Origin of the sequence: Citrobacter sp. Cpo103 (genome assembly GCF_030332605.1) — a bacterium.
Lineage (GTDB): Bacteria > Pseudomonadota > Gammaproteobacteria > Enterobacterales > Enterobacteriaceae > Citrobacter > Citrobacter portucalensis.
This window is the reverse complement of sequence record NZ_JAOWHO010000035.1, coordinates 830,449-854,513: the sequence shown is the minus strand read 5'-3', so window position 1 is coordinate 854,513 and position 24,065 is coordinate 830,449. Positions and strand designations below refer to the sequence as shown.

Genomic DNA, 24,065 nt, shown 5'->3' with positions numbered 1-24,065 from the left:
CGCGAGCAAAAAGGGAATTGACCTGCGGCAATAAATAGCAATCGTTTTCCTTGCCTCTGCCTTTTTATTCAATTTCCAACTTTTCTATGCCGTATAAATCATTTCGATAAACAAAATCTCTCTGCCAGACTGCTCAAATTGTTATCGATGTTAACCAAAAGCAAACAATTAGTTATAAGGGGAGAATGAAATTATGCGCGTCATCACTCTGGCGGGGAGCCCTCGCTTTCCCTCTCGATCCAGTGCGTTACTGGAATATGCCCGAGAAAAACTTCACGGTCAGGATGTCGAAGTCTTTCACTGGAACCTACACAATTTTTCCCCGGAAGACCTGATCTATGCTCGTTTCGACAGTCCAGCGCTGAACACATTTATCGAACAATTGCAGGATGCAGACGGGCTGATTGTCGCAACACCAGTCTATAAAGCCGCTTACTCTGGCGCCCTGAAAACCCTGCTCGATCTACTCCCCGAGCGGGCGCTGGAAGGGAAAGTGGTTTTGCCGCTGGCGACCGGCGGCAGCGTGGCGCATTTACTTGCCGTCGATTACGCGCTGAAACCGGTACTGAGCGCATTAAAGGCCCAGGAGATCCTGCACGGTGTGTTTGCTGATGATTCACAGGTAATTGATTATCAACATAAACCTCAGTTTACGCCCAACCTTCAGCAGCGTCTGGACGGTGCGCTCGATACCTTCTGGCTGGCGTTGCATCGTCGCGATGTCCAACTTCCTCAACTGAACACCCTGCGAGGTGCCGCTCATGCTTGATTTTCTCAGGCGTCACACGTCATGGCTGGCACTGACCGGGTTGTTGTCGCTGTCAACTCTGGGGCATGCCGCAGAATCGGCCCCCGATGCTCTGCGTATTGGTTACCAGAAAGGAAGCGTCAGTATGGTGCTGGCCAAAAGCCATCAGCTACTCGAGAAACGCTATCCGCAGACTAAAATCTCGTGGGTCGAATTCCCGGCTGGACCGCAAATGCTGGAAGCACTCAATATCGGCAGTATCGATCTCGGCAGTACCGGTGACATTCCGCCAATTTTCGCCCAGGCAGCCGGGGCCGATCTGGTTTACGTGGGCGTCGAGCCGCCCAAACCGAAAGCCGAAGTGATTCTGGTGCCAAAAAATAGCCCGATCCAGAGCGTCGCGCAGCTTAAAGGACATAAAGTCGCCTTCCAGAAAGGCTCCAGCGCCCACAATTTACTGCTCCGGGCGCTGCAACAGGCCGGACTGAAATTTACCGATATTCAACCGACGTATCTGACTCCCGCCGATGCGCGAGCGGCCTTTCAGCAAGGGAATGTTGATGCGTGGGCTATCTGGGATCCCTATTATTCCGCCGCGTTACTGCAAGGTGATGTACGCGTACTGAAGGACGGCTCAGACCTCAAGCAAACCGGTTCGTTTTATCTCGCCGCCCGTCCTTATGCCGAGAAAAATAGCGCTTTTGTACTTGGCGTACTGGATACCTTTAGCCAGGCCGATGCGTTAACGCTCAACCAGCGCCAGCAAAGCATTACCCTGCTGGCCAAAACCATGGGGCTGCCCGAACCGGTGATTGCGTCTTATCTGGATCACCGTCCGCCAACCACCATTGTGCCAGTCAACGCCTCCGTTGCTGCCCTGCAACAACAAACCGCCGATCTGTTTTATGACAACCGTTTGGTGCCGAAAAAAATCGATATTCGCCAGCGTATCTGGCAACCCACTCAGCAGGCAGGAGAAAAATTATGAGTCTGAATATGTTCTGGTTTTTACCCACCCACGGTGACGGTCATTATCTTGGAACGGAAGAAGGTTCGCGCCCGGTCGATCACAGTTATCTGCAACTAATCGCGCAAACGGCCGATCGTCTTGGATTTACCGGCGTCCTGATCCCAACCGGTCGCTCTTGCGAAGATGCCTGGCTGGTCGCCGCTTCGATGATCCCGGTCACCCAGAGATTAAAGTTTCTGGTCGCGCTGCGCCCAAGCGTCACCTTGCCAACGGTTGCCGCACGTCAGGCTGCGACGCTCGACAGACTCTCAAATGGCCGGGCGTTATTTAACCTGGTGACCGGCAGCGATCCACAGGAGCTGGCAGGTGACGGCGTGTTCCTCGATCACACAGAACGATATGAAGCCTCTGCTGAATTTACTCAGGTCTGGCGGCGCTTGCTGCAAGGTGAAACGGTGGATTTCAACGGCAAACATATTCATGTCCGCGGCGCGAAGCTGCTTTTCCCTCCCGTACAACAACCCCGGCCACCGCTTTATTTCGGCGGCTCGTCTGATGTCGCACAAGACCTTGCTGCCGAGCAGGTTGATCTCTATCTGACCTGGGGCGAGCCGCCGGAACAGGTGAAAGCGAAGATTGAACAGGTGCGGGCCAAAGCAGCGGCGCTCGGGCGCAAGATCCGCTTTGGTATTCGTCTGCATGTGATCGTACGGGAGACAACCCACGAGGCGTGGCAGGCAGCGGATCGTCTGATAGCCCACCTGGATGACGACACCATTGCCAAAGCCCAGGACGCCTTCTCAAGAACGGATTCGGTTGGTCAGCAGCGAATGGCTGCACTGCACAATGGTAAACGCGACAAATTGGAAATTAGTCCGAACCTGTGGGCAGGCGTTGGACTGGTACGCGGTGGCGCGGGTACCGCGCTGGTCGGAGATGGTCCGACTGTCGCGGCGCGTATCAACGAGTATGCCGCGCTGGGAATCGACAGCTTTGTGTTGTCCGGATACCCACATTTGGAAGAGGCATACAAGGTTGGCGAGCTGCTGTTTCCGCATCTGGATGTTGCTATACCGGAAATTCCGCAGCCGCAACACCTGCAACAACAAGGCGAAGCGGTGGCAAACGAATTTATCCCGCGCAAAGTCGCGCAAAGCTAAGGAGCTGCAAATGGCAACGCCGAAAAACAGGTGGTTATTACCCCTCGCGCCCTGGTTTTTACCGGTAGGTCTGGTGGCGCTCTGGCAGCTCGCATCATCAATGGGCTGGCTGTCCACCCGCATCCTGCCCTCACCGGAGGGCGTTGTCGAAGCCTTCTGGACGCTTTCCGCCAGTGGCGAGCTTTGGCAGCATCTGGCCATCAGTTCCTGGCGCGCGTTGATCGGATTCTCCATCGGTGGATCGATTGGCCTGACACTGGGACTTATCAGCGGTCTTTCGCGTTGGGGAGAACGCCTGCTTGATACCTCGGTGCAGATGCTGCGTAACGTACCGCATCTGGCGCTGATCCCGCTGGTGATTTTGTGGTTCGGCATTGATGAATCCGCCAAGATCTTTCTCGTGGCGTTGGGCACGCTGTTCCCAATTTACATCAACACCTGGCATGGGATTCGTAGTATCGATCGTGCACTGGTAGAAATGGCGCGCAGCTATGGATTATCCGGCTTTTCACTGTTTGTTCATGTGATCCTCCCCGGCGCCCTGCCCTCGATTATGGTCGGCGTGCGTTTTGCTCTCGGGCTGATGTGGCTGACGCTGATTGTGGCGGAAACCATTTCTGCCAATGCCGGTATTGGTTACCTGGCGATGAACGCCCGCGAATTTCTGCAAACCGATGTGGTCGTGGTGGCCATTATTCTCTACGCCCTGCTCGGCAAACTTGCCGACGTCAGCGCCCAACTGCTGGAGCGAGTCTGGCTACGCTGGCATCCGGCTTATCATGTAAAGGAGGCTACCGTATGAATACCGCTCGCCTGAACCAGGGTACACCGCTGTTGCTGAGCGCCGTGACAAAACAATACGCCGTCAATACAGTGCTCAATCAATTAGATTTGCATATTCCGGCCGGACAGTTTGTTGCCGTGGTTGGCCGCAGCGGCGGTGGTAAAAGTACGTTGCTGCGTCTGCTGGCAGGGCTGGAATCGCCGACCTCAGGCGCATTACTTGCCGGAACCACCCCACTGGCGGAAATTCAGGATGATACGCGTATGATGTTCCAGGATGCGCGTCTGCTGCCATGGAAGACGGTTATCGATAATGTGGGCCTGGGTCTGAAAGGTCAGTGGCGCGATGCGGCCCGAGATGCGCTGGCCGCCGTTGGGCTGGAGAGTCGTGCTCACGAATGGCCGGCTGCGCTATCCGGTGGACAAAAACAGCGTGTAGCCCTGGCACGGGCATTAATTCATCGCCCCGGTTTGCTGCTGCTGGATGAACCCCTCGGCGCTCTGGATGCCCTAACCCGCCTTGAAATGCAGGATCTGATCGTCTCTTTATGGCAAGAGCACGGCTTTACCGTACTGCTGGTCACTCATGACGTCAGTGAAGCGGTGGCAATGGCCGATCGCGTGTTGCTGATTGAGGACGGAAAAATCGGACTGGATCTTACGGTGGATATTCAGCGCCCCCGCCATTTGGGATCGGTACGGTTAGCCGATCTGGAAGCGGAAGTGTTGAACCGGGTTATGCAGCGTGGCGACAATGAAGTTCAGTTACGCAAGCAGGGTTAAAAATGCCGGATGGCGCTACCGCTTATCCGGCCTACGCGTGAATGGTAGGCCGGACCCATCCGGCAATATTATCAGGCTAACGCTTTAGAGATCTTCTCGAACAGATCGCCTGAGAGATTCTCCAGACCTTTCAGCTGTTCCAGCGCCGCACGCATTTTCGCCTGACGTTTTGCATCATAACGTTTTAAGCGAATCAGCGGCTCAATCAGACGTGACGCCACCTGCGGGTTACGACTATTAAGCTCAGTCAACATGTCGACCAGGAACTGATATCCACTACCATCTTCCGCATGGAATGCCGCCGGGTTGCTACCTGCAAAGGCACCGATCAGCGAACGGATTCGGTTCGGGTTACTCATACTGAAAGAGCGATGCTTCAGCAGGCCGCGTACGGTTTCCAGCACGTTTTTCGCCGGGCTGGTGGATTGCAGGATAAACCATTTGTCCATCACCAGACCGTCATGATGCCACTTATCATCATACTCTTGCATTAGCGCGTCGCGACATGGCAGCTGCGCCGCTACTGCCGCGGATAGCGCCGCCAGCGCATCGGTCATATTGTTCGCTTCACGATACTGCTTGCTTACCAGCGTGTCAGCCAGATGGGTTTCGCCAAAGGCCAGGAAACGCAGGCAGGCGTTACGCAGCGTACGCTTGCCAATATCGGCATGCTCAACGCGGTACTCATCAAGATGATTAGCGTTATAGATGGCGAGGAATTCATCTGCCAGTTCGGCCGCCAGCGTGCGGGTTAATGCTTCGCGTACTTCGGTTATCGCCACCGGATCGATGATGTCGAACAGTTCAGCTATTTCATTTACTGAAGGCAGCGTCAGGATCTCTGCCGCCAGCGCCGGATCGATTTTCTCATCCAGTAAAATTGCGCGGAATGCATCAGCCACGTGTACCGGCAGCGACAGCGGTTGTCCCTGCTGATGACGGGCAACGTTAAGCTTAATATAGGTCGCCAGCAGGCTTTGCGCCGCGTCCCAACGAGAGAAATCGTTACGCGCATGACGCATCAGGAAGGTCAGCTGCTGATCGCTCCATTTGTATTCCAGTTTTACCGGCGCGGAGAATTCGCACAGCAGCGCCGGAACCGGCTGGAAGTAGACGTTATCAAAGACAAACGTCTGCTCTGCCTGGGTGACGTTGAGTACAGAATTCACCGGGTGCCCGCCTTTTTGTAGCGGGATCACTTTCCCTTCGTTGTCATACAACTCGAGGGCGAAAGGAATATGCAGCGGCTGTTTTTCGGCCTGATCCGGCGTGGCCGGCGTGCGCTGGCTGATCGTCAGCGTGTACTGCTCAGTTGACGGATTGTAGTCATCACGCACGGTCAGAATCGGCGTACCGGACTGACTGTACCAGCGGCGGAAATGGGAGAGATCAACGTTAGAAGCATCTTCCATCGCCTGCACGAAATCATCACAGGTGGCAGCACTGCCGTCGTGACGCTCAAAGTACAGTTGCATCCCTTTCTGGAAGTTAGCCTCACCCAGCAAGGTGTGGATCATACGAATCACTTCAGCGCCCTTTTCGTACACGGTCAGGGTATAGAAGTTGTTCATTTCGATGACCATATCCGGACGGATAGGATGCGCCATTGGGCTGGCATCCTCGGCAAACTGCAGGCCACGCATGGTACGCACATTGCTGATCCGGTTTACCGCACGTGAGCCGAGATCGGAACTGAACTCCTGATCGCGGAACACGGTTAACCCTTCTTTCAGGCTCAACTGGAACCAGTCGCGACAGGTCACGCGGTTGCCGGTCCAGTTGTGGAAATACTCATGACCGATGACGCGCTCAATATCGAGGTAGTCTTTGTCGGTGGCGGTATCGGTACGTGCCAGCACATATTTGGAGTTAAAGATGTTCAGACCTTTATTCTCCATCGCGCCCATGTTGAAGAAATCCACGGCGACAATCATATAGATATCGAGGTCATACTCGAGGCCAAAGCGCTCTTCATCCCATTTCATGGAGTTTTTCAGCGAGGTCATCGCCCACGGCGCGCGGTCAAGGTTGCCGCGATCGACGTACAGTTCCAGCGCTACTTCACGCCCGGAACGGGTAGTAAAGGTGTCGCGAAGAACGTCGAAATCACCGGCTACCAGCGCAAACAGATAGCACGGTTTCGGGAACGGATCCTGCCACTGTACCCAGTGACGACCATTTTCCAGTTCCCCCTGCGCCACGCGGTTACCGTTGGAGAGCAGGAACGGATATTGGGTTTTATCGGCGATAATTTTGGTGGTAAAACGCGCCAGGACATCAGGCCTGTCGAGATACCAGGTAATATGACGGAAACCTTCCGCTTCACACTGGGTGCACAGCGCGTCGCCGGACTTGTACAGTCCTTCCAGCGCGGTATTGGCCGCCGGGCTAATTTCATTCACGATACGCAGCGTAAAACGTTCCGGCAGTTGACTGATGACCAGAGCGCCCTCTTCTTCTTTATACTCTGTCCACGGTTCGTCGTTCACGTGGATCGACACCAGAGTCAGATCTTCGCCATTCAGGCGCAGAGGCGCATCAGGCGCGCCATGACAGACAGCCTGGCTCACTGCGGTGACCACGGTTTTTTCAGCATCCAGGTCAAAGGTCAAGTCAATATCAGTAATCTGGTAATCCGGCGCACGATAGTCGTGACGGTATTTGGCTTGTGGCTGTTGTGTCATAAAAAACCTTTAGCATCTTTGATAGAGTCTCGGCTTCAGTCTATTCCTGTTGCGTAAATCGCGCTACGCAGAATGTTCATCTTTTCAGGCACAAACACCCTTTTTGCTACATTTTTATAACACGCGGCACGAAATGCCCTCGACCAGAAAGACAGCTTATGGTGTGATCGGGGTTCAATAAATCGCTAAACAGGGTATACTCCAGCGGTTTTCTTAGTTGTTTATTGTACTAAACGCTCCCGTGAGAGGATGCTACTGCGCACCTATGACACAATTCGCTTCTCCTGTTCTGCACTCGCTGCTGGATACAGACGCTTATAAGTTGCATATGCAGCAAGCCGTTTTTCACCACTACTATGATGTACAAGTAGCGGCTGAATTTCGTTGCCGTGGCGATGACCTGCTCGGTATTTATGCCGATTCTATTCGTGAGCAGGTGAATGCTATGCAACACCTGCGACTGCAGGAGGACGAGTACCAGTGGCTCTCCGGCCTGCCTTTCTTTAAAGCTGATTACCTCACCTGGTTACGTGATTTCCGCTATAACCCGGAACAGGTTTGCGTCACTAATGATAACGGTAAGCTAAACATCCGCTTAACCGGTCCGTGGCGTGAAGTGATCATGTGGGAAGTCCCGCTGTTGGCGGTGATTAGTGAGCTGGTACACCGTTACCGTTCACCTGAATCAGGCGTCCCGCAGGCACTCGATGAGCTGGAAAGCAAACTAGTAGAATTCTCTGCTTTAACGAAAGATGTCGATATGTCTCGCTTCCATCTGATGGATTTCGGTACGCGCCGTCGTTTTTCGCGTGAAGTGCAGCAAGCTATCGTTAAACGCCTGCAGCAAGAGTCCTGGTTTGTCGGCACCAGTAACTACGATCTGGCCCGCCGCCTGTCATTAACCCCAATGGGTACGCAGGCGCATGAGTGGTTCCAGGCTCATCAGCAAATCAGCCCTGAGCTTGCCACCAGCCAGCGCGTTGCGCTGGCCGCATGGTTAAATGAATATCCTGACCAACTCGGCATTGCATTGACCGACTGCATCACCATGGACGCGTTTTTACGCGACTTTGGCGTTGAGTTCGCTACCCGCTATCAGGGTTTACGCCATGACTCTGGCGACCCGGTGGAATGGGGTGAAAAAGCCATCGCCCATTATGAAAAACTGGGTATTGATCCGCTGAGCAAAACGCTGGTGTTTTCAGATAATCTCGATCTGAAAAAAGCGATTGAGCTATACCGCCACTTCTCTTCTCGCGTGCAGTTGAGTTTTGGCATTGGGACACGACTAACCTGCGATATTCCCCAGGTTAAGCCGCTCAATATCGTTATCAAACTGGTGGAGTGTAACGGCAAACCAGTAGCGAAGTTATCTGACAGCCCGGGTAAAACCATCTGCCACGATAAAGCATTTGTTCGTGCACTGCGCAAAGCCTTCGATCTCCCGCATATCAAAAAAGCCAGTTAAGCCTTCCAGGGAGCCATTTTGGCTCCCTTTTTCGCGTTTATTTCCGAAATCTTTCACTCCAGCTACGAATTCTGCTTGTCTGATTGCAGATGCCAGGTAACATAGGTATCCCCCCATTACGGGTGGACATGTGTTTATATATCCGACTATTAACAGAGAGAATATTATGAGCGTTGTGCCTGTAGCCGACGTACTCCAGGGCCGCGTAGCCGTTGACAGCGAAGTCACCGTGCGCGGATGGGTGCGTACCCGCCGAGATTCAAAAGCTGGCATCTCCTTCCTCGCCGTTTATGACGGTTCCTGCTTTGATCCTGTACAGGCCGTCATCAATAATTCTCTGCCCAATTACAATCAGGACGTACTGCGCCTGACGACGGGTTGTTCAGTTATCGTAACGGGTAAAGTCGTTGCGTCTCCTGGACAAGGACAGAGCTTTGAAATTCAGGCCACTGAGGTTGAAGTAACGGGCTGGGTTGAAGATCCTGACACTTACCCAATGGCAGCTAAGCGTCACAGCATTGAGTATCTGCGTGAAGTGGCGCACATGCGTCCGCGTACCAATATGATTGGTGCGGTAGCGCGTGTACGTCATACGCTGGCGCAGGCTCTGCATCGTTTCTTCCACGAGCAGGGTTTCTTTTGGGTATCGACTCCGTTGATCACCGCTTCCGATACGGAAGGTGCCGGTGAAATGTTCCGTGTTTCTACGCTGGATCTGGAAAACCTGCCGCGTAACGATCAGGGTAAAGTCGATTTCGACAAAGACTTCTTTGGTAAAGAGGCCTTCCTGACCGTTTCCGGTCAGCTGAACGGTGAAACCTACGCCTGCGCCCTGTCTAAAATTTATACTTTTGGCCCGACGTTCCGTGCAGAAAACTCTAACACCAGTCGTCACCTGGCAGAGTTCTGGATGCTGGAACCAGAAGTGGCTTTTGCTGACCTGAACGATGTTGCAGGCCTGGCTGAAGCGATGCTGAAGTACGCGTTTAAAGCCGTACTCGCAGAGCGTGCGGATGATATGAAATTCTTCGCTGAACGTGTCGACAAGGACGCGATTTCACGCCTGGAACGTTTCATTGACGCTGACTTCGCGCAGGTGGATTACACCGACGCGGTAAGCATTCTGGAAAAATGCGGTAAACAGTTCGAAAACCCAGTTTACTGGGGTGTGGATCTGTCTTCTGAGCATGAACGTTACCTTGCTGAAGAGCACTTTAAAGCGCCGGTGGTAGTGAAAAACTACCCGAAAGATATCAAAGCGTTTTATATGCGCCTTAACGAAGACGGTAAAACCGTTGCTGCAATGGACGTACTGGCCCCGGGAATCGGTGAAATCATCGGTGGTTCTCAGCGTGAAGAGCGCCTGGACGTGCTGGATGCCCGTATGCTGGAAATGGGTCTCAACAAAGAGGATTACTGGTGGTATCGCGACCTGCGTCGCTACGGTACCGTTCCGCATTCCGGCTTCGGATTGGGCTTCGAGCGTCTGATCGCTTACGTCACCGGCGTACAGAACGTCCGTGATGTTATTCCGTTCCCGCGTACTCCACGTAACGCCACCTTCTAAACGTGCGTTATTGTTTTGAAGGCCAGCATTGCTGGCCTTTTTTATACCCTTTTCGTGTTATCTGGATACCCATCTCACGTTAAACACAACCTTTCAATCTCCTCCACCTGTTACGTAATATTTCATCGCAATACATTTGCACAAAAAATAATCAGCAATTTTATTGTGGATTAGCATTTTCTGATTAAATAGTACATTTTTCAGCCTCTCGCACGGCACTCCAGACGTCCAAAAATCGTTACCTGTAAAATCCGAACTTTCCGGCAGAACGGAGAAAAAATGACCTTAGCAAAATTAAACATAAGAAAATCATATAAATAGAAATAAAAACGAGAATTTTAAGCGCAGGGGCATCCGAAGTTTGACGCTGTTCACAAAGTTGCACAAAAATAACATCTTGTTACACATTTTTTCTTTTTGAAACCAAATCTTTATATTTGTAGCACTTTGACGGTAGCGAAACGGTAGTTTGAATGGAAAGATGCCTGTCAGACACATAAAGACACCAAACTCTCATCAATAGTTCCGTAAATTTTGATTGACGGAATTTATTGGCGGCAGTGGCAGGTGTCATATAAAAACCGATGAGGGTAATAAATAATGATGAAGCGCAATATTCTGGCAGTGGTTATCCCTGCTCTGCTGGTAGCCGGGGCAGCTAACGCTGCAGAAGTTTATAACAAAGATGGCAACAAAGTAGACGTATACGGTAAAGCCGTTGGTCTGCATTATTTTTCCAAGCACAACGGTGATAACGCCTACGCTGCTAACGGCGATCAGACATATGCCCGTCTTGGTTTCAAAGGGGAAACTCAGATTAACGACCAACTGACCGGTTACGGCCAGTGGGAATACCAGTTCAGCGGCAATAACGCAGAAGGCGGTGACGATGCCCAGAAAGGCAACAAAACCCGTCTGGCGTTTGCTGGTTTGAAATTTGGTGACGCAGGCTCCTTCGATTACGGTCGTAACTACGGCGTTGTATACGATGCTCTGGGTTACACCGATATGCTGCCAGAATTCGGTGGTGATACCGCTGCTTCTGACCAGTTCTTCTCCCAGCGTAACGGCGGTCTCGCAACCTACCGTAACTCTAACTTCTTCGGTCTGGTTGAAGGCCTGAACTTCGCTGTACAGTACCTGGGTAAAAACGAACGCTCTAGCAGCCCAACCCGTTCTAACGGCGACGGCGTTGGCGGTTCCGTAAGCTACGAAATGGATGGTTTCGGTATCGTGGGTGCTTACGGTGCAGCTGACCGTACCAACGCGCAAGAGCAGCTGGCCTATGGCCGCGGCGCGAAAGCTGAGCAGTGGGCGACCGGTGTTAAGTACGATGCGAACAACATTTACCTGGCAGCGAACTACAGCGAAACCCGTAACGCAACCCGTATCTCTAACGGTTATGCTAACAAAACTGAAGACGTGCTGTTGGTTGCTCAGTACCAGTTCGACTTCGGCCTGCGTCCGTCCCTCGCCTATACCAAATCTAAAGGTAAGGACATCGAAGGAATCGGCGACGTAGATCTGGTGAACTACTTCGAAGTGGGTGCGACTTACTACTTCAACAAAAACATGTCCACCTATGTTGATTACATCATCAACCAGATCGATTCTGACAACAAACTGGGCGTAGGCTCTGACGACACCGTTGCAGTGGGTATCGTTTACCAGTTCTAATAGCAGACCTCTTTGTTAAATGCCTAAAAAACAGGACTTCGGTCCTGTTTTTTTATATCTGCTAGCGGATTCTTGCGTCTTAAAAAAACACCTCAGCTTTTCGTCAGTAACGGTTGGCATTTTGTAAATCTACCGTTAACCTGATAGCGGACTTCCCTTCTGTAATCACTATGGAACCTCGTCATGTTTGAGAACATTACTGCCGCTCCTGCCGACCCCATTTTGGGTCTGGCTGATTTGTTTCGTGCCGATGACCGCCCTGGAAAAATAAACCTGGGGATCGGTGTATATAAAGATGAGACAGGCAAAACGCCGGTACTGACCAGCGTTAAAAAAGCCGAGCAATATATACTGGAAAATGAAACCACCAAAAATTACCTTGGCATTGACGGTATTCCAGAGTTTGGTCGCTGCACTCAGGAATTACTGTTTGGTACAGAAAGTTCGCTGATCAACGATAAGCGTGCACGTACCGCACAAACCCCTGGCGGCACTGGTGCACTGCGTGTGGCAGCTGATTTCCTGGCAAAAAATACGTCGGCTAAACGCGTATGGGTGAGCAATCCAAGCTGGCCGAACCATAAGAGCGTCTTTAACTCTGCAGGCCTGGAAGTTTGTGAATACAACTATTACGATGCAGCAAACCACTCGTTAGATTTTGATGCGCTGCTGGCAAGCCTCAGCGAAGCGCAGGCTGGCGACGTGGTGCTATTCCACGGCTGCTGCCATAACCCTACCGGTATCGATCCTACGCTGGAACAGTGGCAAACGCTGGCTCAGATGTCTGTCGAAAAAGGTTGGTTACCGCTGTTTGACTTCGCATACCAGGGCTTTGCCCGTGGCCTGGAAGAAGATGCAGAAGGTCTGCGCGCATTTGCGGCTCTGCACAAAGAGCTGATCGTTGCCAGCTCCTACTCCAAGAACTTTGGACTGTACAATGAGCGTGTAGGCGCCTGTACGCTGGTTGCTGCGGATGCTGAAACCGTTGACCGTGCGTTCAGCCAGATGAAATCAGCCATTCGCGCTAACTATTCCAACCCACCAGCACACGGTGCATCCGTAGTGGCCACGATTCTGAGCAACGACGCGCTGCGTGCCATCTGGGAACAGGAACTGACTGATATGCGCCAGCGCATTCAGCGCATGCGTTTACTGTTTGTGAATACGTTGCAAGAGAAAGGTGCAAACCGCGATTTCAGCTTTATCATCAAACAGAACGGCATGTTCTCGTTTAGCGGCCTGACCAAAGAGCAGGTTCTGCGTCTGCGTGAAGAGTTTGGTGTCTACGCTGTCGCTTCCGGACGCGTAAACGTGGCAGGAATGACGCCAGACAACATGGCGCCACTGTGCGAAGCGATTGTCGCAGTACTGTAATCTATCGCGCACAAAAAAGGCCGCAATAGCGGCCTTTTTATTTATTAAACGAATTACCAGACAGGCATTTCATCTTGCAGGAACGGGTTATGTAAGCGTTCATTACCCAGCGTAGAGAGTGGGCCGTGACCCGGAATAAACGTTACGTCATCGCCTAACGGCAATAGTTTACGTTTAATCGAATCGATTAGTTGGCTGTGATCACCGCGCGGGAAATCGCTGCGCCCTACGCCACCTTTGAAAATCACGTCACCAGAAATCAGTAACTTTGATTGCTCATCAAAGAAGACCACATGTCCCGGTGTATGACCCGGACAATGCAGAACCTGTAACGTCACGTTGCCAACGCTTATCCGGTCACCTTCATTCAACCAGCGATCGGGCGTCAGCGGCTCACAATCTCCCAGGCCAAACATGCGGCTCTGAGCAGGGAGTCCCTGTAACCAGAACTCATCTTCTTTATCCGGACCAATAACCGGTACACCATAATGTTGTGCCAGTTCAGCCGCCGCTCCAACATGGTCAAGATGACCGTGAGTAAGCAGGATCTGCATTAGCGTCAGACCGCTGGCATCCACTTCCTGTTTGATTTTCTCGGCATCGCCGCCGGGATCGACCAGCGCGGCCAGACGAGTCTGCTCACACCAGATTAGCGAGCAGTTCTGGGCGAATGCAGTGACCGGAATAATACGATAGTTCATACAGCTCCTGTTTCATTAAGCTTATGGATCACCAGTGCCGTGCAGGGCCGGTGTCAATATGCACAAAGTTACTGCTGGGGTAGTATCCTACACCACCTGCGCGCATAGATAACGCAGCTTTGCGAATATTACTTAATGCGATGCCTTCAATATGGAAATCCATGGCCTGACCTTTAGTGTGGTAGCTTTTCTTGGCCACACCACGGCTACGTGCACGGAGTTCATTATTGGTATCGATAGAGCGATAGCCTGAAATCAGCTGTACGGGTTTACGCGTGCCCAGCAGACCCTGCAGACGGAAGAGTTGATCAAACAGTCCCGGGTCAATGGATTTCACTTTATTGGCCCGAAAATCACGGAAAAAGTGGTTAAGTTTTGCTAATTCGTCCTGAATATAGCCCCTGCCATCAAAAAACTCTGCTTTTATTGACTCACCGGTATGCAGGTTATTCAGAGTCAATATACGCGGACGTGGGGTAGAGAGTGTTGCAAACGCAGGCGTAGGCAAGATGGCAGCGCCGAGGGCAATACCACCAAGCGCCAGCAGTTTGCGGCGATTAGCGTCAAATTTGTCCATGGTATTAAGGTCTACAAGGTCAATGTTATCGTATGTATGCTCTAGCGCACGCGGGAAACCTTATCTGGCTAAGTAGTCCACGTCAAGGCTCCCAACCCCAGGAAATACGGGGCTCACAGCCATTTTGCCCCGTTTCCAGCATAACTTACGACAATCATTTTCCTCGAACTGCTTCATTTATCTGATTAATTGCTCGGCTTTTGACACAATTTGTGCGCTGGATCGCGCTGTCAGATCGTAATTGTAAATATCTGTACGATACTGCGTGCGCCCATCAGGGCCGACAAATGCGGTCAGATAGTAGAGGTTGACCGGAATATTCTGGCGAATATTCACATACCGCGTATCCCCTTGCTTCAGGGCATCCGAGATGCGTGAATCATTCCAACCCGCATCCTGTAGCAGCATATTCGCCAGCTCAGATGCCTTGTTCACACGCACGCATCCGGAGCTTAACGCCCGCGTATCTTTCTGGAACAGATTGTGGTTCGGCGTATCGTGCAGATAAATAGCGTCCGAACTCGGCATATTGAATTTATAGCGTCCTAGCGAGTTACGTGCGCCCGGAGCCTGCTGAAAGCGGAACGGCAGATTGGACGCAGTGATGGTCGCCCAGTCAACCTGCCACGGATCTATCGTCTCTTTACTGTTCCAGCCGCGCATTACGGTATAGCCGTGACGTTCAAGATATCCCGGATCATTCCATAACTTAGGCAGAATATCTTTACGTGCCAGCGTCGGCGGAACGTTCCACGGTGGGTTAACGACCACGTTATTCAGCGCACTGCTCATCATCGGCGTTTTACGATCGGGACGCCCGACAATAACTCGCGAGGCCAGCACCTGATTGCCATTCTGATAATAAACCAGCGAATAGGCAGGAATGTTCACCATGATACCGGTAGACAGCTCACTCGGCAGCAGGCGCAAGCGCTGAATATTTAACGCTAGCACGCCCGCACGCTGAGCAGGCGCCACGTTCAGCCAGTCACGTGTGGCTGGGCCAATCGCGCCATCTGCGCCAAGTCCCTGCCACGTCTGAAAACGCTTTACCGCATCAACCAATTCACGATCGTAGGTACCACGCCCTTCTTTGCCAGACGTACTGACGGCAGGCTCCAGCATCCCGGTTCGACGCAAAATTTCACGCAGCGCGGGGATGTCATTACTCCACTCCCCCGGACGCAGCGTTGCTGTACTGGTGAGTTGCGGCCAGGGACGTGAATCGCCCACCAGCTTGAGCAGTGATTCATGCATGGCTGCATACTGCGGATGTTGAGGCGAAAGGCTGGCCACAAATGAAGTCAGTTGACCGTTATCCAGTGCGACCTGCCACTGGTTGATGACGGAAATCGGCGGTGTCGTTAGCGCATAGGGCTTATCGCTGTAAAGCCAGCGATTACCTTTGACAGGGATGTTAGCGATAAAGTGCAAATACCCCATCATCGCATCAGAGAGCACGATGTCTCTCGCCTGACCGGTTACTGCCGGGTCAGTCAGAAGTGCAACCCAGGTAGTGAACTGCGGCTGAAAGCCGGCAATTGCGATCTCGGCTAACTGTTGCTGAAATGCCTTTACCGCATCACGATTTTCCCACATCGGCTTCATTTCGCGTGCGGCATACAGCAGTTCCAACTGGCTCATGTAAACCGGCGTATAACCTGCTGGCAGTTGAGAGTGTATTTCGGCGCGGGCTTTATCGACAGACACGCCTTCTGGCAGCGGTTGAATACCCGCCATGATAGCCGTCGCAGAAGATTGAACCTGCGGCTGCGATAACGCTGTTGGCTGTTCACTGACGGTCGCAGAGCTATCGCCAGGGATCATTTCAGGCTCATCGGCCTGCGCATTGAACAGTGGAGCGAATGTTACGGCCAGGCACAAACTGATTGCCGACAGCCGACGACCACACATTTTATTAAGCAACATCCCTTGCCCCCTGTTTTCTTTATCATACTCTGAATAGCCAGGCCGTCTGTATTCCCCTTTATTTTGACGTGGGTCGGACCTGTAAAACGCCAATACAAACTGAAGTATGACGAGCAAGCCAGTGACGCGTTTGGCTCACCTTTAGTATATAAACATCAAAAACTTTTTGCCTAACCTAATGTAAAGAAGTCTAAAGAAATTACACTAGGCATGAAGTCTTTTCGGAAAAAGATAAGGCGGCCATGTAGCCGCCTTTTTACTTATTACTTAGCTTGCCTGCGAGGAGGCATCTTCAGTCCCCGGCAGCGGTTCCGGTAACTGTGGCGCAAATCCGCGCAGCCCCACCACGTGAACGTGTTCAGTGTTCTGGAAGACTTTACGCACCAGTTTGTAGGTGGTGCCTTTCTCTGGGCTGATGTTTTCCGGCGCAGCGATAATCAGCTGCATCTGCAAACGCTCACACAGCTCAAACAAGGTCGCAATAGAACGCGCATCGAGTCGTGCAGCTTCATCAAGGAACAGCAGGCGGCAAGGAGAGATATCTTTCCCGCGCAATCTGCGGCCTTCATCTTCCCAGCTTTGCACCACCATCACCAGAATAGACATCCCGGTCCCGATCGCTTCCCCCGTTGACAACGCACCAGACTCAGCACGCAGCCAGCCGTCAGAGCCACGGTTAACCTCAACTTCCATTTCCAGATAGTTACGATAATCCAGCAGCTCTTCACCAATGGTTTGCGGCGTGCGTTGCCCCATGTCTATCTGCGGATTCAAACGCTGATACAGCTTCGCCAGCGCTTCTGAGAAGGTCAGGCGATTGCTGTTAAACAGATCCTGATGCTGTTCATGCTGCTCTGAAAGTACGTCCAGCAAGGTAGCATGTGTTTCACGCACATTGACGTTCAGGCGAACGCTGTTGACCTGGCCAAACGACACGCTTTGCAGCCCCTGGTTCAGCATGCGAATACGGTTCTGTTCACGCTGAATAGTCTTACGAATAATGTTCGCCACGCTGCGTGAGCTGATCGCCAGCTTCTGTTCGCGTGAGGTTAACTCTTCCGTCAGACGGCTCAGCTCGATCTCCATCTGTTCAATGGCTTCAACCGGATCGTCGGTACGAATAATATCCTGGCGAATACGTTCGCGCAGATGCTGGTAAACCGCGACGAAGAACTGAATTTTACGCTCTGGACGTTTTGGATCTTCAGACAGACGCAACACATCGCGCAGGTGCTCGTTATCTGCAACCGCCAGACGTAGCGCACCGAGCGCCTTATCCGACATCGAACGCAGTTCGTCACCGGAAAGATAGGCCAACTCGCGACGGTGCAGACGACGTTCCACACCGTTATCTTTCACCATCCGCATGACTGCACACCAGCCGGCTTTGGCGGTGACTACTTGCTCGCGCATTTCATGATAATCACGTTCCAGCTTGCGCAGTCTGCGGGTCAGGTTTTCCATCTCCGCTTCGCAGAAGGTCAGCGCTTTCTCAAGTTGGTTGCGGCGTGCACGGTTGTTGCTGAGCTGCGCATGCAGTTCGTCACGGCGGATACGCGCGCGCTCTTCGGCACCGCTGTCCGCACGAACGCCGATATCCTGCAGTTCACGTTGTAAATCGTTAAGCAGCTCTTTTTTGGTGTCATAAGAGCTTTTTAGCGATGCCATCACCTGGTTGTACTGGCTTAACTGTGCGGCGTGGCTGCGCAGCGCTTCACGTGCGCGGGTACGTTCGGCTTCCGCCTGTTCCAGGCGTTCACGCAATTTTTCGTTCAGATCGCTATTGCCGCTCAGCATTTCGGCTGAGTCGGAATAACTAAAGTGCGCCCGACGCTGTACGACTTCGGTCAGCGCAAAAGCCTGCTGACGCGCATCGCGCTGCATCTGCTGGGAATACGCATAGTCTTCCTTCAGCTGTTCAAACTGCTCAGGGTCATTTTGCAGAACCGAAACGATAGGTTCCAGTTTCGCCAACTGATTGCCATGTTGCTGTACAAAACGCGCGGCTTCCTGAGCTTCATCCAGACGCTCGCGAATTTCGTCTACGCGATCGGCCAGCGTATCATCTGCCAGCAGATTCAAGCGCGGCAGCAGGCGGTTCAGCGCAGAGACGCCCTCTTTCGCCTGTTCAAACTGCATACGGCTTTGCTGGTTATCATTTTCATGATTGGTCAGCGCACGTTCCAGTTCAACGCGACGGCTATTCAACTGGCGAATTTCCGCTTCTGGATCGGCTTCAAACGCCACCGACAGATGGCTGCCGATAAAGCGACTGAACGCCTGATGCAGACGTTGGGTTTTCTGGACGTCAAAGGAGAGCGTGGCGAAACGTTCAGACAGTCCTTCACGCTCGGCATGCAGGGTTTCGATACGGCTTTCACGTGCTGCACGCCCAAAAATAGGCACCGTCGGGAAGCGAGAATAACGCCACTGACGCTCGGCAGTTTTCACCACCACCGCATTTTCCAGTTCATCAACGCTGAAGACGCTGTCATCAAACGACTGCGGATCCCCTTCGATGAAATAGAGATCTTCCGGGCAATCCGTCAGCCCTTCAAGCTGTTCGGTAATCAGCGACAGATCCGGTACCACGATGGCATGGCGCGAAGGACCGTACAACGCAGAGAAGTACGGTGCATCTTCAAGGCTAACGTCATCATAAATTTCTGACAGCAGCACGCCGCCAAAGCGTTCCGCCAGCGCGTTCAGACGCTGATCTTCCGCCCCGCCCGGCTGACTTAAACGTTCAATCTCTTCATCAACCGCATTTTTACGTGCACCGACTTCATCACGCTCAACAATGGCCTCACGCTCGCGCTCCAGCAATTGTTGCAGATACTCGGTCACATCCTGGCTGGAGGTAAACTCTTCCCCACACTGCTCGCTAAGCTGGTTCAGGCTATTTTGCGCAGCCAGCCAGACGGGTGCCCGTTTCATCAAATGCTGAATACGGGATTGTAGCTGTTCCTGCTCCTGACGCAGCGTCATACGCTGTTCGCTGGCAGACGAGACGCTGTCCGACAAGGCGGCGATGCGCGCTTCCAGCTCCTGGTGCAGTGCTTCCAGCTCCTCGATATCGAACTGTTTACCCTGTCGCTTGCAGAATTCGGCCAGCAGACGCTCGGCGTCCTGCTGTTCGCGCAGACGCTGCTCCAGTTCGCTCAGTCGCATACGCAACGGCTGAACCTGTTCTGCCAGGTGGCGCTGTTCCACGCCTTCGCGCAGCAGTTCACGCGCCACGCTCCAGGCTTCACCGCGTGCCAGCGGGCCGTTGATAGCCGCCACCAGCTGATAAGCCTGTTCGAACTGGCTATGCGCGGTTTGCGCCACGCTCATTTTTTGTTCCAGCGTCAGCAGCTTTTCAGTGGCTTCCTGCTCTTTGGCCTGGAAAGTCTCCAGCCATTCGGCGGCGCTGTCGGCTGTCAGGTCCGGTAAGTGGCAGAGCTCTTTCGCCCGGTTTAGGGCCTGGATCGCCTGGGTATACTGGATGGCTCGCGTCTGCTGGACGTCCAGCGCTTGCTGGTAATCGGCAAGCTGGCTTTTCAGCTCATCCACTTCCAGCTCAGCGGCTTCCGCACGGGCTTCGTTCTCATCCTGGCGGTCAACGGCTTCCGCGACCACCTCGTTTTGTTCTTCCAGACGGACCTGCAGTTCTTCGAGATCCGCCTCATAGCGTTCAATTTTTTCCTGTTGACGCAGCGCGGTTTGCACCAGATTCAGGTGATCGCTCGCGGCCTGGTAATCAGCTTCCAGATCGCCTTCCGCACCGTTGTGCTCACCCAATTCACGTGCCATATCCACGTGTTTGTACTGCTCTGCCGCCAGCTGCTTGCGCGAGGTATACAGTTCACGACGATATTCCAGTGCTTTATCCAGATGGATACGGCGTTCGTTGGCGTGGCGCATATAATCCGCGGCCACATAGTTGGTCGCTTCGCTGATTAAATGCTTAAACAGGTCGCGGTCAGACTGGGTTACGCGAATCGCTTCCAGCGTCATACGGTTTTCACGCAGCGCGGCTTCCATATCCTGGAACGCTTTACGTACGCCGCTGTTTTCCGGCAGCAGGTAGTCACGAAGTGAACGGGTAATGGCGCTGGAGATCCCGCCGTACAGCGAGGCTTCAATCAGACGGTAGAATTTACTACGATCGGACGCGGAGCGCAGACGACGGGCAATGATGCCCAGATCGAACATCAACGAGTGATAATCGGTTATTGAGTTGAACTGCTTAAACTGCACGCCTTCCATCTCATCAAGCTTCTCTTTCAGCTCAGGTAGAGACAGTACGCGCGCCTGGCGTTCGTTCAGCGTTTCCGTCACCAGTTGGGTTGGCTGTACCGACATCGGCAGCCCCTGAATGGCAAACGGTTTGATATCCACTTTGCGATCGCGACCAGCAACCTGTTGCAGACGCACACCCACGACCACGCGCTGATGACGCGAGTTGAGGACGTCGAGCATTGAATAACAAACCCCTGCTTTCAGCTTACCGTGCAGGCCTTTATCACGTGAACCGCTGGTTGCACCGGCTTCGGTGGTGTTACGAAAATGCAGCAGGGTTAAGTCCGGAATGAGCGCCGTAACAAATGCCGCCATGGTGGTGGATTTACCCGCACCGTTACCACCGGACAGCGTGGTGACCAGCTCATCGAGATCAAACGTACGGGCAAAAAAACCATTCCAGTTAATCAGCGTAAGTGAGCGAAATTTACCGCGTTCAATCATTATTCTTCTTCTCCACTGTCCGGCTGATTCTCTTCGGGCTCATCGTTGAGCTGCAGACGGTTCTCGACCGCCATCGCTTCACCATCACGAATTAAGCGACGCTGTGCTTCACGCGGATCGTCGCCGCTACGCACATCCGCGCCAAAGCGGAAGACAGATTCCGTAATACGGAATTTGCTGCTGTCGTGGCCCAGAAACCACACCATGCCTAAGCGGCGCAAGCGGTTGAGCGAAGAACGCACTTTTTCCTGTAGCTTCTGGCGGTCAACGTCAGAACCGGTTGAACGGTTGTTCACCAGCTTCAGTAACTTCGCTTCGTCTGCCAGCGTTAGCAGCTCGTCGTACAGCTCTTGCTGGGTAAAAATCCCTTCGTTCGCCAGGCGTTCCGGGCTGAGATAGAGATAGCAAAGAATTTTACCCACCATCATGTCCAGTTCAGACAGGACCGAACGCGGAATGAGCGTCGTTGAACGCGGACGAAGGTAGAAGAACCCTTCCGGCGCACGGATCAATTCCACGTTATAGCGGCTGTAAAACTCTTCAAAATATTCCTGAAAATCCATCAGGAAGGCATGATTATCCAGTTCATCCAGACCGATATGGCGGCCCGAACGTAAGGCGCTATCCAGCGCAGGAAATAACGGATTCGCCAGCGCCTGCGCCAGCTTTACCGGCATCACTTGTTCAATATTTGTCAATGACATGCGCCTGTACCTTGGCTCCGTAATCATTAATCGGCTGCCATTTGGCTGGCAGTCCGGTGAAGTCTGCTTGCGCTACGCCAAGGCGTACCGCCTGATCGATAACAATACGCGCGACGTCGAAATGACGCGCACGTGGGTATTGCGCCAGATACTCGCGCACTACCAAACCGAGATCCAGTGGTGTTTGTCTGGATTTGTAGATAGCCAGCTGTTCTTCGATGATCGCCGCCAGCTGCTCACGGATCTCGTTAAATTCTTCATATTCCAGATCTTCCGGAAGTTCACCGGTGACCTCTTCGTCACGCAGCACCATCTCCTCGTCACGCATATCCAGCAGACGATCGGCGTTGGCATAGGTCAGCGCCCATGGGTCGTCAAAGTAGGTCTGCACGGACTGACGCAGACGCTGGGCGAAGACGCGGTTTTTATCCATATCGATCGCGGTACGGATAAATTTATGAACGTGACGATCGTAGCCGATCCACAAGTCAATGGACTGCTGTCCCCAGCTAATAATGCGGTCGAGCTTGCTTTGTAAATCAAACACCAGCCGATCGACAAAATGCAAATCGTCATGCGTCATCGTGGCGTCCTGGATGCGTAACAGGTTAGCCTGCAGCTTATCCCCTGCCGCTTCCAGCGTATCTTGCAGCTCACGCAGCGTACCAGATGTTTCTGACAGCAGCATTTCACAGCTGGAAATCGCCGCCCGCCAGTCTTTGTTTAGCAACTGTGCGATGTCGTCTTTTACCTGCTGCTGCTGTTCATCCATTATGCGCTGGGTCAGATCTATACTGTCGAAAATCTCCGCCACCGAGTATTTCAATGGCGCATAGACGTTGCGATGCCAGTGGAACTCATCACCACCTTCCGCTGCCGCATCCGCCGCGCGCTTCAGTTCGCCTGCCACAATTGACAGCTGCATAGAAAGACGCAGCGTAGAGAATTCGCGCTGACGAATATAGTAATCTGTGATGCCAATCCCGAGCGGCGTTAAACGGTAAATGGCGTTGCCTTCAGCCTGCTCGCTGGTAAAGCGGTTCAGCAGACGTTGACGCACCATATCGTTGATCGCGTTGTTGGCGCGGACGCCGATGGTTTCGCTGGTTTGCTCAAACGCATCACTAACATGGCGGAACGCATCCACCAGTTCACCTTCACTCATCTCACCGTCAAGTCGCTCACCGTTCAATGTGGCGACCGCCAGCAGGAACGAAAGTCTGTCTACCGGCAGAGAGATGGAGAAGTCATTTTTTCTGGCCCAGGCAACCAGTTCGGGGACTGTCTGGGAAAATTCACTCATAGGTTATCCTTGCATCTGCGGCTCGGGCCGGACGTTTAATCGCGGTGACATGAATATAGCGCCCAAGGCTGATATACGGTTCCTGGCGGCAATAACGTGTTTCTATTTCTGTTAAAGCATCAAAACAGTCATGCTGTTTTTGTTTATCACGCAGATAATCATGAAACACCCTCACGCCCGTTTTTCCGGTTATCTCCCAGCCAATCTCCTCCAGCCAGCCATAGACCTGCTGAGGGTCACGCGGAAAATCAGGAGACAACGTGCGCCGTTTCTTTTTATACATTCCCTGCTGTACATAGCCGAAATTACCGACCAACACATTACGCATCAACAGACCGTTTGCATTGTAGAACATCAGCGATAAAGCACCGCCCGGGCGTAACATCGACCACAATGTTTTTAAGACGGCTTGCGGATCGGCCACCCATTCCAGCACAGCATGAAACAATATCAGATCAACCTGAGAATCCAAATGCTGTGGGATGTCCTGAGCGGCACAATGTATAAAATGCATGTTGTCGCTCACACCTTGCTCTTCTGCCGCCCGTTGCGCTCGCGCCACCATCTCAGCAGAAAGATCGCACAAGGTGACGTGATGGCCCCGCTGCGCCATCAGAATGGCTGTCTGTCCTTCTCCGCCACCCGCATCAAGCACACGCAAAGTTTGGCCCGCATAGTCGGCAAGAAGTTTGTCCAGATCCTGCCAGAGGATCGTCTGACGAAGCTGACCTTTGGTGGTGCCGTAAATGTTACGGGAAAACTTCTCTGCAATGTCATCAAAATTGCGATCCCGCATCGGGCTCTCCACATGCTGGCTTTAGGGTGACTAAGTAAAACCGCTATTTTGTCACACCCACGCCGAGAATGAACCTTCCTGGTGTAATATCCCTGCTGATCCCCTGCTGTATG

Annotated in this window: 17 protein-coding genes; 9 read left to right on the top strand and 8 right to left on the bottom strand. The window is 52.8% G+C overall.

Annotated elements, in window-relative coordinates:
• Nucleotides 1-193: 193 nt before the first annotated feature.
• Genes ssuE through ssuB form a run of 5 tightly spaced genes read left to right on the top strand, consistent with a single transcriptional unit; the run spans nt 194 to nt 4,444 of the window.
• Nucleotides 194-769: an NADPH-dependent FMN reductase gene (gene ssuE / locus OGX89_RS20530; RefSeq protein ID WP_126956784.1), complete on the top strand. Its 576-nt coding sequence runs from the start codon at nt 194-196 to the stop codon at nt 767-769.
• A complete protein-coding gene (locus tag OGX89_RS20525) occupies nt 762-1,736 on the top strand; it encodes a sulfonate ABC transporter substrate-binding protein (RefSeq protein ID WP_126956782.1) in 975 nt (324 codons plus the stop codon). The genes ssuE and OGX89_RS20525 overlap by 8 nt, the downstream gene beginning before the upstream one ends.
• Nucleotides 1,733-2,878, top strand: coding sequence for an FMNH2-dependent alkanesulfonate monooxygenase (gene ssuD / locus OGX89_RS20520; RefSeq protein WP_126956780.1), 1,146 nt, complete (start codon nt 1,733-1,735; stop codon nt 2,876-2,878). The genes OGX89_RS20525 and ssuD overlap by 4 nt, the downstream gene beginning before the upstream one ends.
• A 10-nt stretch (nt 2,879-2,888) precedes the next feature.
• Nucleotides 2,889-3,680 carry an aliphatic sulfonate ABC transporter permease SsuC gene (ssuC, locus tag OGX89_RS20515; protein ID WP_126956778.1) on the top strand — a complete coding sequence of 264 codons (792 nt, stop codon included), beginning with the start codon at nt 2,889-2,891 and terminating at the stop codon, nt 3,678-3,680.
• The gene (gene ssuB / locus OGX89_RS20510; RefSeq protein ID WP_126956776.1) at nt 3,677-4,444 is read left to right on the top strand and encodes an aliphatic sulfonates ABC transporter ATP-binding protein; all 768 of its coding nucleotides are present in this window, start codon (nt 3,677-3,679) and stop codon (nt 4,442-4,444) included. The genes ssuC and ssuB overlap by 4 nt, the downstream gene beginning before the upstream one ends.
• Nucleotides 4,445-4,515: 71 nt before the next feature.
• Here ssuB and pepN read toward each other — a convergent pair whose 3' ends face one another.
• Entirely contained in the window at nt 4,516-7,128 is a 2,613-nt protein-coding gene (gene pepN / locus OGX89_RS20505) for an aminopeptidase N (RefSeq protein WP_126956774.1), read from the bottom strand.
• Nucleotides 7,129-7,393: 265 nt separating this feature from the next.
• On the opposite strand from pepN, the gene pncB reads away from it, so the two are divergent.
• The 4 genes from pncB to aspC all read left to right on the top strand — a co-directional run bounded on the left by pncB (nt 7,394) and on the right by aspC (nt 13,214).
• Nucleotides 7,394-8,596 (top strand): nicotinate phosphoribosyltransferase, encoded by a 1,203-nt coding sequence (gene pncB / locus OGX89_RS20500; protein ID WP_043015774.1) that lies wholly within the window; start codon nt 7,394-7,396, stop codon nt 8,594-8,596.
• Nucleotides 8,597-8,762: 166 nt separating this feature from the next.
• Complete coding sequence (asnS, locus tag OGX89_RS20495; protein WP_020996514.1) at nt 8,763-10,163, top strand: asparagine--tRNA ligase; 1,401 nt, start codon at nt 8,763-8,765, stop codon at nt 10,161-10,163.
• A 600-nt stretch (nt 10,164-10,763) separates the two neighbouring features.
• Nucleotides 10,764-11,840, top strand: a complete 1,077-nt coding sequence (gene ompF, locus OGX89_RS20490) for a porin OmpF (protein WP_003831952.1) — start codon at nt 10,764-10,766, stop codon at nt 11,838-11,840.
• A gap of 183 nt (nt 11,841-12,023) precedes the next feature.
• Complete coding sequence (aspC, locus tag OGX89_RS20485) at nt 12,024-13,214, top strand: aspartate transaminase (protein WP_126956772.1); 1,191 nt, start codon at nt 12,024-12,026, stop codon at nt 13,212-13,214.
• A gap of 53 nt (nt 13,215-13,267) precedes the next feature.
• Here the strand turns inward: aspC and OGX89_RS20480 are convergent, their stop codons facing one another.
• From OGX89_RS20480 to cmoM, 7 genes are all read right to left on the bottom strand, one after another.
• Nucleotides 13,268-13,915 (bottom strand): MBL fold metallo-hydrolase, encoded by a 648-nt coding sequence (locus OGX89_RS20480; RefSeq protein ID WP_063940614.1) that lies wholly within the window; start codon nt 13,913-13,915, stop codon nt 13,268-13,270.
• Nucleotides 13,916-13,943: 28 nt separating this feature from the next.
• Complete coding sequence (mepK, locus tag OGX89_RS20475; protein WP_003831948.1) at nt 13,944-14,492, bottom strand: peptidoglycan L,D-endopeptidase MepK; 549 nt, start codon at nt 14,490-14,492, stop codon at nt 13,944-13,946.
• Nucleotides 14,493-14,669: 177 nt separating this feature from the next.
• Nucleotides 14,670-16,421, bottom strand: coding sequence for a L,D-transpeptidase (gene ldtD / locus OGX89_RS20470; protein ID WP_126956770.1), 1,752 nt, complete (start codon nt 16,419-16,421; stop codon nt 14,670-14,672).
• Between the two features lie 267 nt (nt 16,422-16,688).
• Nucleotides 16,689-21,149, bottom strand: coding sequence for a chromosome partition protein MukB (gene mukB, locus OGX89_RS20465; protein WP_003831942.1), 4,461 nt, complete (start codon nt 21,147-21,149; stop codon nt 16,689-16,691).
• Nucleotides 21,149-21,853, bottom strand: a complete 705-nt coding sequence (mukE, locus tag OGX89_RS20460; protein WP_003035809.1) for a chromosome partition protein MukE — start codon at nt 21,851-21,853, stop codon at nt 21,149-21,151. Before mukE ends, mukB begins: the two co-directional genes overlap by 1 nt.
• Complete coding sequence (gene mukF / locus OGX89_RS20455; protein WP_003831939.1) at nt 21,834-23,156, bottom strand: chromosome partition protein MukF; 1,323 nt, start codon at nt 23,154-23,156, stop codon at nt 21,834-21,836. Before mukF ends, mukE begins: the two co-directional genes overlap by 20 nt.
• Complete coding sequence (gene cmoM / locus OGX89_RS20450) at nt 23,149-23,952, bottom strand: tRNA uridine 5-oxyacetic acid(34) methyltransferase CmoM (RefSeq protein WP_003035803.1); 804 nt, start codon at nt 23,950-23,952, stop codon at nt 23,149-23,151. The genes mukF and cmoM overlap by 8 nt, the downstream gene beginning before the upstream one ends.
• Between the last annotated feature and the right edge of the window lie 113 nt (nt 23,953-24,065).